Source organism: Pseudovibrio ascidiaceicola (assembly GCF_900114245.1).
Classification (GTDB): domain Bacteria; phylum Pseudomonadota; class Alphaproteobacteria; order Rhizobiales; family Stappiaceae; genus Pseudovibrio; species Pseudovibrio ascidiaceicola.
The window spans coordinates 104,619-118,860 of the sequence record NZ_FOSK01000013.1 but is presented as its reverse complement, the minus strand read 5'-3'; the positions used below and the strand labels follow the sequence as shown (position 1 = coordinate 118,860).

Sequence of the window (14,242 nt, the reverse complement as noted above, 5' to 3'; positions counted from 1 at the left end):
CAATCACTTTTTCAGTGCTGTTTCCTGGATACCTTCGAACAGAGCTTTAAGCTGAATGATCTGATTAATGAACTCCGAATGAGCATCCACGCATCTCTCAATCTGATCAATATACTCAGGCCTGTGCTTTTCCCATGCTTTCGCGTCTTCCCAGCCGTGTTGGTCTATGGAGTAGTACGTGTCGTCAGCGGCACGCACCGTTTTAGTTTGCGCGCCGTGATTTGCCCAAAAGTCAATCAAAGCCTTGACTTCATTAAGAAGAATTATCCTGAGTTGTATAAGTCTAATTGGAAGTACAGCGTCATTTATCTGTTCTTGAGTTTCAAACTTGTACATCACGCTTTTTCCAAGCGCCAGAAGGGTCTCGGCAGGTTTGGTGTCATGGAGTTTATCGCTGCGCTCAATTCTGTTCTTTTCAGCCGCAAAGTTGTGAAGCTCATTCGTGCATTTCTCTTCTGTCAGCATTTGCGCGTAGCAACCTGTTGTGTACTCAAGCTTAGCAATCGCATTGGCTTCGATCGTTTTGTCAATTTGCTCCTCAGTGCGATCAATCTGAATCTTAACAAGCGAACCAGCATAAATAGCAGCGCCAATTGCAGCAATTGCTGCGACCCATCCACTCAAAGCACTGATCCATGTCCGACTGCACGCCCATGGTGTTTGAAGTGCAAACCCGTCGCACAATCGTCCTTGCGAGAGGTTGAGATCGTAAATTACCGCAATAACAAAACCGCCGAGGCTCCCAAGCAAAATAATGCCGACCCAGGCAACAAGAACCCGATACCGGGTGGGAATAAACGACAGCATAAACACTCACTAAAATTTCACACGAATCCTTTTGATAACATAAGCCGAGGTGCATTTGCATGACAAACCTTGAACCAATCGAACAACAGGTTTTAGCGCGCCTTTTAGCCTCTCCAGAGCTGTATTGGGATGTCGCTGACCAGATGACCCGTGAGCACTTCCATGATGCAATCTGGAAGGCTGTCTGGACCGGGTTGGACACCTGTCACAAGGAAGGCAGCTTCGATCTGCATTTGGTAGAGACAAACGCCCCTTATGAAGGCGATGCAGATCTAGTGGCGCGCATCAAATCGCTTGCAGCCAAGGGGAAGAAGCTTACTGCTGAAATCGAGGATCTTGTGAAGCCGCTCCTCAATCGGCGGAACAAGGAGCTGATTGCTGAGACTTTCCAGAAGGGACAGAAGGCTCTTTACACTGACACAAGGGCTGCTGAGCTTGCAGAGAACGCTATTGAAGAGCTTCAAGAGATTTCAGGCCAAGCGCAGCGAGCGAGTTCTGTAACCCTTGGGCAAAGCGCACAAGCTGTTTATGAGAGAGCTGCGCAGCCTCAGGAAACAGGGGGTGATGCCTTGGGGACAGGTCTAAAGCAGGTTGATAACCTTTTGGGCGGCGGCTTGGTTGATGGAGAGCTAACTGTAATCGGTGCAGAGGGGGCAAGCGGTAAGACAGCTCTTGCTTTGCAGATTGCCGAGTTTATTGCCTGCCAGTATGGCCCAGTTGATTTTCAGTCAAAGGAAATGGATGCAGAACAGCTCACCATGCGGCGCGTTGCGGCTATGTCTGGCATTAGTACCCATGCTATGCGCCGGGGCGGGCTTTCGGCTGATGAACTGGAAAAAATCTACCTTGCTAAAGAGGATTGCCAAAGCATCCCGCTTTATATTGATGAGACTTCAAGAACGACTGTTGAGCAGCTGTTTATCCGGGCAAAAGCTAACAAGTCTAGGTTTGGTACGAGAGCGCTGTTTGTCGATAGCGTAAAGGCCATGCGGGCTAAAGATAGCCGTTTAGACTCAAACCTTCCTGCACGCTGCGGCTACGTAATTTCTGAGTTGAAGGAGCTTGCCAAAGCCCTCAATATTCCAGTCGTTGCCCTTGCCCATGAAGTCAGGTCTGAGCGAGAGCCACTGCAACGCCTGACGCGCAAAGAGTTGTTTGGCGGTTCCAACATGGAAGACAGCGCAGACAACATCCTCATTCTCTTCCGCCCTGAGCCAATACTGCTGCGGAAAGAGCCTAAAGAAGGCACGGATCTTCATGTCAAATGGCAAACAGACATGCTTGATTGGAAGAACCGGGCACAGGTGCACGCTGACAAAGTTCGCATGGGCTCAGGCGGTCGTTGTGCCGAGCTGGTTTTTGATGGGCCCACTACGACCTTCAGGGAAGACAGAGGACACCAAGACGGGATGCTCTTATGAGCGTCCCAATTCGCTTTGTGCAGAAAGTGGAGGTTGGAACAGTGGTGGAAGATAATGAGACAGGCGACAGAGCAGAGGTCATAGATCGGGTCTGTGCGCTTTTCAATCGGGTGCTCCATGTTTCCCCATTGAACTATGAGGCTTTACGCAGCCGGGCCAACAAGCAGGAAAAGAAAGCGGCATGAACGACGAGACAAAACAACAGTTGCGCTACGGCTGGGTTCAGACATGGGCAGGTTAGATAAATAAAAAGGTACTGAATACGCAAATGTTTATTGATATTTGGTTCTATGTACCATATCTTAAGGTTGTCGGTAGGGAGTTAACTCCCGACAAAAAAGAAAGGAAGGTGAGACGCATATGAAAATCCGGAAAGCGGGTTTTAAGTTCAGATTTCTCGGTCTGCAAATCGAAATCTATCTGATCTTTAAAGCCTAGTGCTAACGGGTTCGGGCAATAGCCCGGACCCACCGGATATAGAAAAGTGTCTTACCTTCCTTCTCTGAAAGAGAGATTACCATATGACACCTGAAGAATTCAAGTATTGGCGGACTGCAAGTGGCTTCAAATCTCGTGATGCCGCTGCTGCAGCTCTTGGGGTATCCTCTGAGACGATTAGGCTATACGAGTTGGGGCACAGGCGGGACGACCCGTCACGAGCGGTAGAAATACCAAAGCATATCGCCCTTGCTTGCACCGCAATTGAAGCAGGGCTTGAGCCTTATGGAACGCCAGTACCTCCTGAAAACTCTGCGCCTATTCATCTTGGTCAAATTGCGTTCCTAATGGATCTGCGAAGAAAGAAGATAATGAAATACAACAAGGCGCTGGTGGAACCAGACAAGTTGGTTGAGCTGGGGCTAATCGAAGTCAAAGGCACTGGATACCTCCTACTGCCAGCAGGTCATGCACTCCTTGATTATCTGGAAAGGATCACGAAGTGAGCGACATTCAAGCACTCTATGCCGTGATATTGGACAGGCTGATCGAGGCACAGGTTGTCATGCGTCTTATGAGAGTGAGAGGGGTCAGACCGGGGCAGCCCCAAAGCTTCTGGCCGGACTTCAGCCCGTGCGATGATGATCAATGGGAAGCGGCTTTGAATGCCGTTGCAAAGAAGCTTACTGAAGCGGAAAAGAGAGCCAGGAACATGACTGGGCCAGATGCTGCAGCAATTGCCCGCATGGAAGAGACATGGGACTGGATGCGTCACATCAAGCGAAACGAAGAGAGAAAAGCGCTCTCGCTTCTGGTGTTTTGCTACGCCTACAAGATCCAGCCAAAGAAGGTTCTGGACAAGATGGGGCTTGCAAAACAAACGGCTCATGACCGTTTTGAGAGAGCACTTCATCAAATTTCGGTAAATGTTTGTAATAAAAGAGATTTACCCGCGTTTGCTGATAAAGATTTATCCGTGCAGTTTCGCCCTAAATCGGGTATCTATTCAGATAAGATGAGACAACTTGCGGCTTGATGATATTGAGATCACAGCAGAGTTTTATTTGCTTTGATCAGCTTCTGTAGAGACGTCAACCTCTTCGCTAGAACGTCACTTTCCCTTGCAAGTGACGCACTATAAGCGTTTAGTTTATCTCCGAATTTTAGTTGGTTTTGTGATACGCTTGCAGTGCTGTTTTGCTGATAATCCATCATCGTATACTTGACGTCATAGATACTTTTTAACTCGTCATTTTTGTGGTCGTATCGTTTTCTTAGTGCCTCTTGAGTTTCGTTTGAGATGGGTTCAAGAAGCTTAACTTCTTTCTGGATGTAGTTGATTACAAGAGTGATTTCTACACGTTGTTTAGAAACTTCGGGAGATAGGTAATCATGTACTTTCGCTTCTAAGCTCTGGAACGCCAGAATTGCTCCCTGTGCATTGAAGTTTGTCTGAGGGTCACCCTTGGGCCCTATGCCGTTGCTTAGATCATTTGCAATGTGAACAGCTTGAAGGAGTGAAGATACTTGGGTCAAACTATGGATGTGTCGCTGCTCATCTAAAACAAGCGAGTGGGCTTCTCTGACTACAGGAAGAAGAGCAATTTGGTTAGCTTCATCTGCTTTCCCGATCTGTCGCCTGATTAATATAAAGCCACCAATAGTTACAACTGGCATCGCCGCCGTACCGATATCAGAGAGTGTTGCTAAGTCCCAATCTATTTCGGAAAAGGTTTGAAATGCGCTAGTTAAGCCGCTCCAAAGTAGACCGAACAAGATAACCGCACATATTAATATAATAGTGACGAACAGTAAGTTCGGTACCAGTAGAGCTAATTGTACCGTGAGTGTTTTTTCTTTGAACTTGATCATGAAAACCTCAGAATGAGGCGAGAGGCTTGGAGGCAGCCACCTCCAGAGCTACGGGCATGTTTATGACTACAGCACCCGCCCGGTAAGATTATGCATATTACCGCCCCCGCCATATCTACTCACTGCAATAAATGAGCAGGGGGCCTTTATGCGTCGAGAATCATTTTGGAATCAACCAGATGTGGCAACTGCAATGCGCTCTTGTTTAAAAACGAACCGGGCGCCATCGTAAAGACCATTGAAATCAAGTGCCGCAGATGCGCCACTTTAAACCAGTTGAGGCCTTTAGAGCCCACAAGCGAATGCCCTGAGCATCAAGCTTAGAGAGCATGGAATGAGTAAAGGGGCACTAAGCCAAGATTTTATCGTACCGCCGTTTTCAGTGTTGAGCGCAAGGGCCAAGGAATGGCAAGACCGCAAGCGCCTTTGGCTCGACCTGGGAATTGATAGCGGGGAAGGCCGAAAAGAAGATCTCTTAGGCGGATACGCCAGCGCTATGGCCAAGTGGTCAGAAACCAACGGGAAGGGCACCACGCCCGGCTCATGGGCAAGTAAAAGCATATTTGACCCGGTTCTGACTGAGCTTTGCTATGCATGGTTCTGCCCGCCTGGAGGGAAGGTTCTTGATCCTTTCGCCGGTGGATCTGTACGGGGCTTAGTGGCCGCCTACATGGGGCGCGAGTACACAGGTGTAGACTTGCGCCCTGAGCAGGTAGAAGCCAATGACCTGCAGGCGGATGCTCTTGGTGTGAAGCCAAGACCCAAGTGGAAGGTTGGCGATGCCGTACAGCTTTATAAGCATGTGCGCGGCTATTTCGATTTCATCCTGACCTGTCCGCCCTACGGAGATCTGGAGAAGTATTCAGATGACCCGGCAGACCTTTCGAACATGCACTACGACGTGTTTATAGGCGCCTTCCGTGCCTCAATGAAGCAGGCCGCAGCGCGGCTGAAGGAAGACCGCTTTGCAGCTATCGTGGTTGGTGATTTCAGGGACCGGGAAGGTATCAATCGGGGCTTTGTACGGGACACCATTGAAGCTTGCGAAGACGCGGGCCTGCGGTTCTACAATGACGCTGTGTTGATCACTCAAGCCGGTTCGCTACCTCTGAGGGCTCGCGGAGGCTTTGAAAGCGGGCGCAAGCTCGGCAAGACACATCAGAACGTACTGATCTTCGTGAAAGGCGACCCCAAAGCGGCAACTGAGGCAGCAGGGAAGGTGACCGGCTACGAGTTTGAAGGCTCCGCATAATTTGCTAAAAAATCACAGAAAAACGGGGATATTTAGTTTATGTAAAAAGCAGTCAACTGGCTCGTTGACTGCTTCTTGTCACTTACTTGGCCCAGCTGAACGAACCTTGATTACTTTACCCTGACCACCAGCATTTTGATCGACTGCACGGATCAAAGTGTTCCGTAAATTCTCTTTTGCCTCTTCGATTGAGGCATCTAAACGGGAAGTGGTTCTTGCTCGGATTAGGTACTCATCAAAGCCATGGTTTGATACACTATCATCTGAAAAAAGTGAATTTTTAGACAGCATCGTCCCTCTCCCGATGTTGAGTCGCGCCTCTGCGAATCCTATTAAAGTATCGTGCATTGAGCTCAGCAGGGAAATAGTGTTTTCTATTTACCCAGACAAAACCTTCGTTCTTTGAGATAATGGCAACATCAATAGGACCACCGACTGTCTCAATTTGTGAAGATATTTTTCTTTTAAATGAGGTCAGTTCAACTAGTGATCGTGCCATCTCTACTATTTCTGCTTTTGGCATAGCACTGACCATATGTTGTACCTCTTGCAGAAAGTTGCTGCGAAGTTGCAAGAAGCACTTGTTGTTTAGATCGTCCAATATTCTCTCTGATACAGCTGACAGAAAACTATTAAGTCGGTCTTTATCATCGGAGGTTTCGTATTCAAGAAAGTCAATAATCTCTCTATTTAACTCACCCAATATTTCATTCAGGTAAGTGTTTGTTTGATCAATAAATTCATCATCAACGCCAGTTAGGAACCTAGATACCATTTCTTTTTGTGCAAAGGGGATAATAGCGGAGGGGAAGTTGTCCCTGTCGATTTTGCAATTGTCTTGATTTTGGAAAACTAGATTACCCCCTAACATGCCAGAAACCGCGTAACTACAAAGCGAAGGAAACATGTCGTTCTCTCCGTACCCAGCCACAACTATTCCAGTAAATGCGGAAGGAACTTTCGTCGTGGCGTAGAAGAAAAGTAGATCAACTATCTCTTTAATCAATTCGCCCTGAATTCTCACATTGCTATAGTGCTTTGTGTAACTCTCTATATAATCGTGTATTATTTTGTCGGCCTCTTCTCTCTCCTTATCAAAAACGTCTTGGTCAGTCGGCGCGTAATTAAAGTTAGCAGCGTTGAAACCCAACCCGGCTCCAATTGTTGCGAGGATTTCCCTGACCACATCTTGAAACTCATCGGTTGTGAAGCTGTCCATTTCCCTTTTCATCGATATAGCAGATATTCTTTTTTGTAGTTTAGCTTCGATAACGTTGAGCACATCACGGCAAAGGTTAATCAAATTGCTTGTTCGAACTGCATCTGAGACGGTTTGGCCATATTCGGTAAGGTGAGAAAGAAAGTCTTCTGCTGCCTCTTCAACTGAATTGAACAACTGATCGTTTTTGGAACGGTAATCTTTGATCAAGAGCTCGATAGGGCAATCAAGAAAACTAGCTGCATTGTAAATCATAACAGCTAGAGGTTGTTTTTCACTAAACTCAAATAGCTTTTCAGCAGAATTGAATGTCTTATACGGGCCAAAGGAGACGGTGCTGTCTGCAGCTAAAGCAACGCATGATTTATTTAGTATTGCGATCTCAGCGGTCATTTAGAACTCCGTGAGTGAATCAATAATTCTACATAAATATACATGTTTTCCTTCGGTGTATGGCTGAGAACTAATAATTTAGATGCGGAGCATCCAATTGGCACCATTTACGCTCAAATTAGACGACAACTTTATAAGGTTCGAGAAGGCTGTTGAACGTATAGGGAACAGGAAGACAGCAGAGCGCGCCTATAGAAAGGTCATCAACAAAACGGGCACCAAGCTGCGTAGGGGCGTACTGAAGACGCTTCCAAAGCAGACCGGCTTGCCATCCCGTACAATCAGGAAGGCTCTGGGGAAGCCCAAGAGGGCGAGCGCGAGCTATAAGGGCAACGCTGCCAGCCTGTCTTATGTGCTGACAGCCAAGGGCGGTTTCATCAGCCTGAAGCACTTCAAGCCAAGAGAGTTGAAGCGGGGCGGTGTTGTAGCACGCCCAAGAGGCCAGCGGCTCTATCTGGAAAAGGCATTCATGAAGGGCGGGCGCTTCCCGGGTCGTAAAACTTTGAACCTGGGCGGGGCAGTCTTCCGGGCTAACCTCAACGTTGGTAAGCGTTGGTACAGGGGCTTCCATAGCCTCAAGAGTAGCGTCCGCATTCCGGATGAAATGGTAATAGGCCCATCAAAAGCCCAGTACGACAACGCAACCCGCTCCTTTGCCCCGGCAATGGAAGCGGAGATTACTCGTATCTTGGCATTATAGATGGGGGACGCTCAGATGTAGGAATTGGCAGCTCGATTGCTCTCTTCGCGTCTTCCAAATGACTCTTGTAGGCCTCTCCAATGCATACAATAACGTTGTAATAATTGGCTGCCGTCGTTTGTACCCTATCTTCTAGCTCGTGATCATGGCTATCAAGCGGGCCTTTAGATATGGACCGAATATAGATAGACAGCATATGGAACTGATGAACAAACTCTTCTCTATCGGCATATAAGATATCGGAGAGGTGAGCGATGGCGGGCTCGACATTGTTTGTGATTTGCTCATGTAGAGCAGCAAACTCTGGGGTGAGGCCTCTACTATTCTTTCGAATGCGTTGATCCCAAATGTCGACAACGCTCGGGTGTGCGTTTTCTTCATTCATTTTTTGGAAGGCACTCGCAATTCCCTCAATTCGTGCATCATTGAGCAACTGAAAGACTTTCTCCATGAGTGCTATTTCTGTTTCCACAGCGGCAAATGCCGCAGCTCTGAGCTGAAGAGTTAGTATGGCACTGTCTTTGCGGGCGAGTGCAAGTTGAGCATCAGCAAGTTCGAGCTGCTTGTGTGCTAGAGAGATCTGCAAATCTGCCTTCACAAGCTGTTCGTTTGCTTTTGTCAGCTGGTCATCAGCCTTAGTGAGCTGGATGGTCACAAAGTAGAGTGTGACAGCACCTATTGCCAAAGCAGAGAAGCCTGCCAAGACTTGCAGCCACTCGATCACTCGTCCATCAACACCGGTCACCTTAAAATACTGTGCCCAAAATGGGATGACGATGAGGACTGCGCAAAATAGGCAAAGGCTGAGAAGAAAGAATGTCCGACTGTTCATACGACTTCCAATAGTTGGATTCGCAGGGGCAGGCTAGGGGCACGAGGCGCGGCAAAAGGCATGCGCGATGCATACCCCCCCCCCCCGGTCTAGGGACCGTATTTCGATTTTTTCAGTTTGCTGCGGCTGCGAAGCCCGCATTATGGCGCGTTTTAATTTCAAAAACCGCCGTTTTACTTGTCACGTTTTCCTTACGATCGATCCCAAAAAATCCAATAGAATCAATGTTCCGCAACTTTAAAACGTGCGCGAACATGTAAAATCGTCACGTTTTGAGGTTCACAGCTGCATGTCGGGCAAAATTGTAAACCAGTTAGAGCTTGCAGATCTCTATGGGATCACGCGTCAAACGCTCCGAAATTGGATGGTGAAGGGATGCCCGGTTCACTCTGATGAAGGCAAGGGGAAGCCTAAACTCTTCAACACAGCTGAGGTGTTCGCGTGGCGAGAGACGTTCATCCGCTCCTCTCTTTCCGAAGACAAGATACCTGAACGAGAGCGAGCAGCAATCCGCAGGGACAACGCCAAAGCGGAGACAGCCGAAATTGAACTTGAGCTGCTGCGCAAAACAGCAATCCCGATAGATATCGTCAAGGAGAAATTGACAAAGGAATACGCTGAGATCCGAGCAAACTTTGTGGCAATGCCGGGTGAAATCTCAGCTGATCTTGAACTTCTTGAGGCTCCAGACATTGAGGAGATCCTCTCTTCAAAAGTGAGTGAAATCCTTGAAGCATTGGCGGACGATAGCTGGTGAGCGAATTGATGATGTGTTTGCAGAATGTAGGCAGCGCGATCTCAAGCCACCACCACGACTTAACCTCGTAGAGTGGGCAGATGAGTACCGCTATGTAGCGCGCGAGAACACAGCCAATCCGGGGCGCTGGAAGACAAGGCGTGTTCCCGTTTCGATTGGTCCCATGATGGCAGTTACAGAGAAGGATACGCAGGTTCTCACCGCTATGGCGTGCACTCAGCTGATGAAGACTGAGTTCCTCCAGAACGTTGCGGGTTACCACATACACCAAGACCCATCGCCCATATTGTTTGTGCAGCCTACGCAAAAGCTTGCTGTTTCCTTTTCGAAGGAACGCTTTCAGAAAACCGTCGATACAACACCAGTCCTGAGAGAGTTGATACCAGACGCCAAGTCGAGAGACTCTGGCACAACACTTGATCACAAAGAGTACCCAGGCGGAGCGTTGGATTTTGTGGGCGCTAATTCGCCAAACGATCTGGCATCACGCCCTAAGCGCATTACCCTCGCTGATGAGGTTGACCTTTACCCCGCCGACGCAGGCGGAATGGGTGACCCTTTGGCATTGGGTGAGGAGCGATCATCAACCTTTAACAAGCGTCGCCTGAATGTCCGAGTGTGCTCACCTTCAGACGAAGAAACATCGAAAATCTATCATGAGTACATGGCCAGCGATCAGCGGAAGTGCTTTGTTCGTTGCCCTCATTGCGATGAAGAGCAAGTTCTTTATTGGTCCCGCGAAACAGTTCAGTGGGACAAAGACGACAACGGCAACCATCTTTCAAATACCGCCGAGTACTTTTGCTCAAAGTGTGGTGCTGGATGGAGTGAGAAGGAGCGTAAGTTAGCGCTGCTGAGCATTGCTGATGAACCGGATTTTGGGTGGAGGCAGACAAAGCCTTTCACGTGCTGCGGAAAGACACATAAGCCACTCGATTGGAGTGGCGCAGGACACTGGGATGAGCAAGGCCGCTCACACTGTCCCGAATGCAAAAAAGTTTCGCACTATGAAGGGCATGCAGGCTTCCATGTATCCAAGCTCTATTCAACGAGGCATTCCCTTTTTGATGTCGTGAAGGAGTTCCTCAACTCCTACAAAAAACCTTTAATGCTGCGCAAATGGACCAACACCGCCCTTGCAGAGGTCGTGAAAGGTATCAAGCTGGCATTGAGCGCTGAAGGTCTGGCTGAGCGGGTGGAGAACTACACCCATGAAGCGATACCAGAAGGTGTGCGCCTGCTTGTTGTAGGGGCAGACACGCAAGACGACCGCATTGAAATGACTGTGGTTGGTTATGGCCTTGACGATGAAAACTGGGTCATCCGGCATATAGTTCTGGATGGCGATACAGCAGGCAAGCGGGTCTGGGATGAGTTCGACAGAGAGTTACGTAGAGTCTACCACCGCGAGGATGGGAAGCGGCTCTCAGTCAAGGCGACTTGCATTGACTCTCAAGGCCACAGGGCAGCCATCGTGCAATCATTTTGTGCGAAACGGAAACATCGCCGTATCTACGCAATCAAGGGTAAAGGGAACAATGCGGGGCACCGTCAGATCTGGCCTAAAACACCGTCACGAACCAAGAATTCCGGTGAGCATGTCTACATTGTGGGTGTTGATACCGCAAAGGATTTGATCGCCTTGCAGCTCGGGGTTCTGTTGCCTGAAGACGGTGGGCCAACACCGAACGCAACGCATTTCCCTTGTGATGATTTACCTGCCGACTACTTCGCTCAAATGACTGCTGAGCAAGCGATTATCAAAGAGCATGCAGGTAAGTCTGTTAGGTGCTGGGAGCCTAAGGAAGACGGTATCCGCAACGAAGCGTGGGACTGCAAGGTTTATGCAGCTGCCGCGCGTCTATCACTACCTGATCGTTTGATCAGTAAACCGGGCGGTAAACAGAGCCTACCTAAACCGGCGTTGCCGAACGAGCCTAAGGAACCCAAACAGACGAGTAGACCCGAAGCGCCAATCAAGGCCAGTCGTGGGACTACTCGACCAGCACCTAAGGCGCCCCGCTCGAAGAACAAGTTTCGGAGAAGATTTCAATGACAGGCAAAGGTTTGACGCGACCTCGTGTCCGCGTGCCTGCCAATACCCGGCAGCTCGCGAAGACTAGCGCACGCTTGACGAGCACCCCCCGCTCGACAATGCGCTATCTTGGGGGCGATCCATCTGGCGTGTTGGCAAAGCGCTCCGCCCCGATCCGCTCAGGGTCCGAGGATGTGAGAGCGGCGGCGGCGCGGGCTTCTGCCCTTGCGACTGACTTCATGCACAACAGCGGATGGATCGCCGGTGCAGTTGATCAGGTCATCACTGATACAATCGGGGAAGGGCTCAAGATCAACTATAAGCCAGACCTCTCAAAACTCGGGTATGACAAGAAGGAAGAGAAAGAGTTTGCAGAGCTCGTTGAAAAGGAGTTCCGCGCATACGCAAACAACCCTCTTGAAGTGGATCTAGCGGGCCAGAAGAAGCTTGCTGAAATGGATGATGGTGTTTGCCGGATCTACGCAACTAAAGGTGAGGCATATGGCGTTTTCAGCTTTATGTCTCCTGCGGAGCGGAAGAAGTATGGCATTAGGACCGGCACTAAGGTTTCGCTCGTTTCACCCCATAAACTGAAGTGGGAAACAAGCCAGTTAATTGGCTTAGAAGATGGCATCTTCAAGGATGATAACGGGCGACACCTGAAGTACAGGTTCCAGCGCAAAGGCAAAATAGGCGGGTTAGTCGATCACGATGTGGACGCCTTTGATGGTCTCGGTTTGTGTCAAGTAGTGCAGCTAATGGATCGTTCAGAGAACCCTGACGCCTCTCGCGGAGTCCCTCTGATGACCGCAGTTCTGAACAATATGAGCTTTCAGGAGCAGCTGGGAAACGCGACGCTTGCTACCGCACTCGCGCAGGCGATCATGGCGGCTACAGTCAAAAGTCCCGATGCCTCTGAAGATATCTTTCAAGCATTTCAGGCGCTTGATGGAAGTGACAACGAAGATATCGGCGAAGATCTTGCAAACCTATGGCGGTCACGCCTTGAGGCCCTTCAGGAAGGAACAATCAACCTTTCAGATGGAGTGAGGGTCAACCATCTAGCACCGGGAGAAGAGTTTGAGCTTCACTCAAGCAAAACGCCAAACCCGCACTATGTTTCCTTCTTCCAGAACCTTCTAAGAGAAGTTGCGCGACGGATCGGGGCAACAGCTTCATCCGTCACCATGGATCACACCGGCGCAACTTACAGCTCAGTCAGAATGGAGTATGCGACCATCTGGCCGATTGTAACTCGTCGGCGCGATCGCGTGGTAGCACCGCTTACAAAAGTGACGTTCGCCAACTGGTTGGATGAAGAAATTGCAGAAGGACGCATCCCATTCAAAGGCGGATATGCGGCATTTCGGGCCAACCGGGAGCATGTGAGCCAGGTTGATGTTTTAGGACCGGCTCAGCCAACCGCCGATGATGACAAGAAGGAAAGCGCGCGCAAGAAGCGGCTTGAAAACGGTGTGACCTCTGTTCGCCGCGAATGTGCTGCTGATGGTGTTGACTATGACGAAGTTCAAAGAGAGATCAGCGAAGAAGTGAAGGAGTTTGAAAAAGAGGGGCGCCTCCATCCTTCTGTAAAAGTGCAAGGTGGTGACTCACAAAGGAGTAAAGTCGTTAAGGAAACCTAACAGCCTCAAATTCACGCAAAAGTCTTTCAAGAGTTACACTTTTAGCTTCGTTCAATAATCCATGGTCTGCAATGATCGAGGCCATCATGTCCCGTCCCGGTGAGTAAGCTTCAAATGCTAAAAGTATCTGCTCAGACGGAGAGATGGAGTCGCAGAGTATGTTGATGTAAATACCTTGCTCATCCAAATTGTACTCTTCCAACAGCAGTGCAGCGCTTACAAAAAGGTTTATGTGAGTGGTAGTAATTTTATAGGGATCAGAGTTCCTGTAATCAGCCAGAGCACTTTTAGCACCTTGCTTACTATAAGTTCTTTCTGCATTCGCAGCATAATTGCTTAGAGCCCGCTCTCCACTGACTTCAAACTTACCGGGCATCATAATCCCAGCGCGACTAGTTGAAACTAAACTTAGTAGATTGAAAAACGTAGTCTCGAAAGCCTGCTTCTTCGTAACTTTATTTTGCTCGTCAAGATTAGCCTGTTGATGTCGCAATATTGAGCGAGTGTCATCTCGTTCTTCTTTTACTAGATGCAGTTCTTGCCGTTGCAACAAAATTGCGTAGACCAGACCTACGAATGCCATACCGGAGAAGAGGGAGTTGATGATACCAAAACTATCTCCCACTGGGCCACGCTCGCTCTGCGCAACAGAAACTTGCTCAGTTGCCCCGAAGTTTGGTTCAGTCATTGAAACATTAAAGAGATCAAAGGGTAACTCGCCGGTCAAAGCAAAGTAAGCGTTTGCAACCCATAGAAGAACAATTGCGATAAAAACACCTACGAAAACCATCAAAGCAGTTGATGAGTTGAGCAAGAAACTTCTTTTGCTTTCTACTCCAGTAACTTCAGACATGAGTACGCTCCTTTGCAACC

16 protein-coding genes are annotated in these 14,242 nt (G+C 48.9%); 10 read left to right on the top strand and 6 right to left on the bottom strand.

Features of this window, described 5'->3' with window-relative positions; all coding sequences use genetic code 11:
* Window positions 1–3 precede the first annotated feature (3 nt).
* Window positions 4–807, bottom strand: a complete 804-nt coding sequence (locus BM231_RS21615) for a hypothetical protein (protein ID WP_093522774.1) — start codon at window positions 805–807, stop codon at window positions 4–6.
* A 59-nt stretch (window positions 808–866) separates the two neighbouring features.
* On the opposite strand from BM231_RS21615, the gene BM231_RS21610 reads away from it, so the two are divergent.
* The 4 genes from BM231_RS21610 (at window position 867) to BM231_RS21590 (ending at window position 3,702) form a co-directional block, all read left to right on the top strand.
* Window positions 867–2,228, top strand: a complete 1,362-nt coding sequence (locus BM231_RS21610) for a replicative DNA helicase (RefSeq protein WP_093522772.1) — start codon at window positions 867–869, stop codon at window positions 2,226–2,228.
* Complete coding sequence (locus BM231_RS21605) at window positions 2,225–2,413, top strand: hypothetical protein (RefSeq protein ID WP_093522770.1); 189 nt, start codon at window positions 2,225–2,227, stop codon at window positions 2,411–2,413. Before BM231_RS21610 ends, BM231_RS21605 begins: the two co-directional genes overlap by 4 nt.
* 336 nt (window positions 2,414–2,749) lie before the next feature.
* Window positions 2,750–3,172 carry a cyclin family protein gene (locus BM231_RS27240; RefSeq protein ID WP_208860559.1) on the top strand — a complete coding sequence of 141 codons (423 nt, stop codon included), beginning with the start codon at window positions 2,750–2,752 and terminating at the stop codon, window positions 3,170–3,172.
* Complete coding sequence (locus tag BM231_RS21590; protein ID WP_093522766.1) at window positions 3,169–3,702, top strand: DUF6362 family protein; 534 nt, start codon at window positions 3,169–3,171, stop codon at window positions 3,700–3,702. Before BM231_RS27240 ends, BM231_RS21590 begins: the two co-directional genes overlap by 4 nt.
* Window positions 3,703–3,713: 11 nt before the next feature.
* Here BM231_RS21590 and BM231_RS21585 read toward each other — a convergent pair whose 3' ends face one another.
* Window positions 3,714–4,538: a hypothetical protein gene (locus BM231_RS21585; RefSeq protein WP_093522764.1), complete on the bottom strand. Its 825-nt coding sequence runs from the start codon at window positions 4,536–4,538 to the stop codon at window positions 3,714–3,716.
* A gap of 165 nt (window positions 4,539–4,703) precedes the next feature.
* On the opposite strand from BM231_RS21585, the gene BM231_RS27555 reads away from it, so the two are divergent.
* Both BM231_RS27555 and BM231_RS21575 read left to right on the top strand, forming a co-directional pair.
* Complete coding sequence (locus BM231_RS27555; protein WP_208860558.1) at window positions 4,704–4,862, top strand: Com family DNA-binding transcriptional regulator; 159 nt, start codon at window positions 4,704–4,706, stop codon at window positions 4,860–4,862.
* A gap of 10 nt (window positions 4,863–4,872) precedes the next feature.
* Window positions 4,873–5,790: a DNA methyltransferase family protein gene (locus tag BM231_RS21575; protein ID WP_093522760.1), complete on the top strand. Its 918-nt coding sequence runs from the start codon at window positions 4,873–4,875 to the stop codon at window positions 5,788–5,790.
* Window positions 5,791–5,868: 78 nt separating this feature from the next.
* Here the strand turns inward: BM231_RS21575 and BM231_RS21570 are convergent, their stop codons facing one another.
* Both BM231_RS21570 and BM231_RS21565 read right to left on the bottom strand, forming a co-directional pair.
* Window positions 5,869–6,081 carry a hypothetical protein gene (locus BM231_RS21570; protein ID WP_093522758.1) on the bottom strand — a complete coding sequence of 71 codons (213 nt, stop codon included), beginning with the start codon at window positions 6,079–6,081 and terminating at the stop codon, window positions 5,869–5,871.
* On the bottom strand, window positions 6,071–7,402 hold the full coding sequence (locus BM231_RS21565; RefSeq protein WP_093522756.1) for an Ntn hydrolase family protein: 1,332 nt from the start codon (window positions 7,400–7,402) through the stop codon (window positions 6,071–6,073). Before BM231_RS21565 ends, BM231_RS21570 begins: the two co-directional genes overlap by 11 nt.
* A 97-nt stretch (window positions 7,403–7,499) precedes the next feature.
* Between BM231_RS21565 and BM231_RS21560 the strand changes: the two genes are divergently transcribed.
* Window positions 7,500–8,102: a hypothetical protein gene (locus tag BM231_RS21560; protein WP_139226391.1), complete on the top strand. Its 603-nt coding sequence runs from the start codon at window positions 7,500–7,502 to the stop codon at window positions 8,100–8,102.
* Here the strand turns inward: BM231_RS21560 and BM231_RS21555 are convergent.
* On the bottom strand, window positions 8,080–8,934 hold the full coding sequence (locus BM231_RS21555; protein ID WP_093522752.1) for a hypothetical protein: 855 nt from the start codon (window positions 8,932–8,934) through the stop codon (window positions 8,080–8,082). The two genes, BM231_RS21560 and BM231_RS21555, sit on opposite strands and share 23 nt — an antisense overlap.
* 289 nt (window positions 8,935–9,223) lie before the next feature.
* On the opposite strand from BM231_RS21555, the gene BM231_RS21550 reads away from it, so the two are divergent.
* The 3 genes from BM231_RS21550 to BM231_RS21540 are packed head-to-tail and all read left to right on the top strand — an operon-like array spanning window position 9,224 to window position 13,369.
* Window positions 9,224–9,691 (top strand): terminase small subunit, encoded by a 468-nt coding sequence (locus BM231_RS21550; protein ID WP_093522750.1) that lies wholly within the window; start codon window positions 9,224–9,226, stop codon window positions 9,689–9,691.
* Window positions 9,663–11,747 (top strand): phage terminase large subunit family protein, encoded by a 2,085-nt coding sequence (locus BM231_RS21545; RefSeq protein WP_159437985.1) that lies wholly within the window; start codon window positions 9,663–9,665, stop codon window positions 11,745–11,747. Before BM231_RS21550 ends, BM231_RS21545 begins: the two co-directional genes overlap by 29 nt.
* Window positions 11,744–13,369: a phage portal protein gene (locus BM231_RS21540; protein ID WP_093522746.1), complete on the top strand. Its 1,626-nt coding sequence runs from the start codon at window positions 11,744–11,746 to the stop codon at window positions 13,367–13,369. Before BM231_RS21545 ends, BM231_RS21540 begins: the two co-directional genes overlap by 4 nt.
* On the opposite strand, the gene BM231_RS21535 is transcribed toward BM231_RS21540, so the two are convergent.
* Window positions 13,356–14,222: a hypothetical protein gene (locus tag BM231_RS21535; RefSeq protein ID WP_093522744.1), complete on the bottom strand. Its 867-nt coding sequence runs from the start codon at window positions 14,220–14,222 to the stop codon at window positions 13,356–13,358. The genes BM231_RS21540 and BM231_RS21535 overlap by 14 nt on opposite strands.
* Window positions 14,223–14,242 lie beyond the last annotated feature (20 nt).

Bases quoted from the DNA above. Each gene is read 5' to 3' on its own strand.
- BM231_RS21615 (WP_093522774.1), bottom strand. From the start codon at position 807: ATGCTGTCGTTTATTCCCACCCGGTATCGGGTTCTTGTTGCCTGGGTC.
- BM231_RS21555 (WP_093522752.1), bottom strand. From the start codon at position 8,934: ATGAACAGTCGGACATTCTTTCTTCTCAGCCTTTGCCTATTTTGCGCA.
- BM231_RS21610 (WP_093522772.1), top strand. From the start codon at position 867: ATGACAAACCTTGAACCAATCGAACAACAGGTTTTAGCGCGCCTTTTA.
- BM231_RS21605 (WP_093522770.1), top strand. From the start codon at position 2,225: ATGAGCGTCCCAATTCGCTTTGTGCAGAAAGTGGAGGTTGGAACAGTG.
- BM231_RS21570 (WP_093522758.1), bottom strand. From the start codon at position 6,081: ATGCTGTCTAAAAATTCACTTTTTTCAGATGATAGTGTATCAAACCAT.
- BM231_RS27240 (WP_208860559.1), top strand. From the start codon at position 2,750: ATGACACCTGAAGAATTCAAGTATTGGCGGACTGCAAGTGGCTTCAAA.
- BM231_RS21550 (WP_093522750.1), top strand. From the start codon at position 9,224: ATGTCGGGCAAAATTGTAAACCAGTTAGAGCTTGCAGATCTCTATGGG.
- BM231_RS21535 (WP_093522744.1), bottom strand. From the start codon at position 14,222: ATGTCTGAAGTTACTGGAGTAGAAAGCAAAAGAAGTTTCTTGCTCAAC.
- BM231_RS21565 (WP_093522756.1), bottom strand. From the start codon at position 7,402: ATGACCGCTGAGATCGCAATACTAAATAAATCATGCGTTGCTTTAGCT.
- BM231_RS21540 (WP_093522746.1), top strand. From the start codon at position 11,744: ATGACAGGCAAAGGTTTGACGCGACCTCGTGTCCGCGTGCCTGCCAAT.
- BM231_RS21575 (WP_093522760.1), top strand. From the start codon at position 4,873: ATGAGTAAAGGGGCACTAAGCCAAGATTTTATCGTACCGCCGTTTTCA.
- BM231_RS21585 (WP_093522764.1), bottom strand. From the start codon at position 4,538: ATGATCAAGTTCAAAGAAAAAACACTCACGGTACAATTAGCTCTACTG.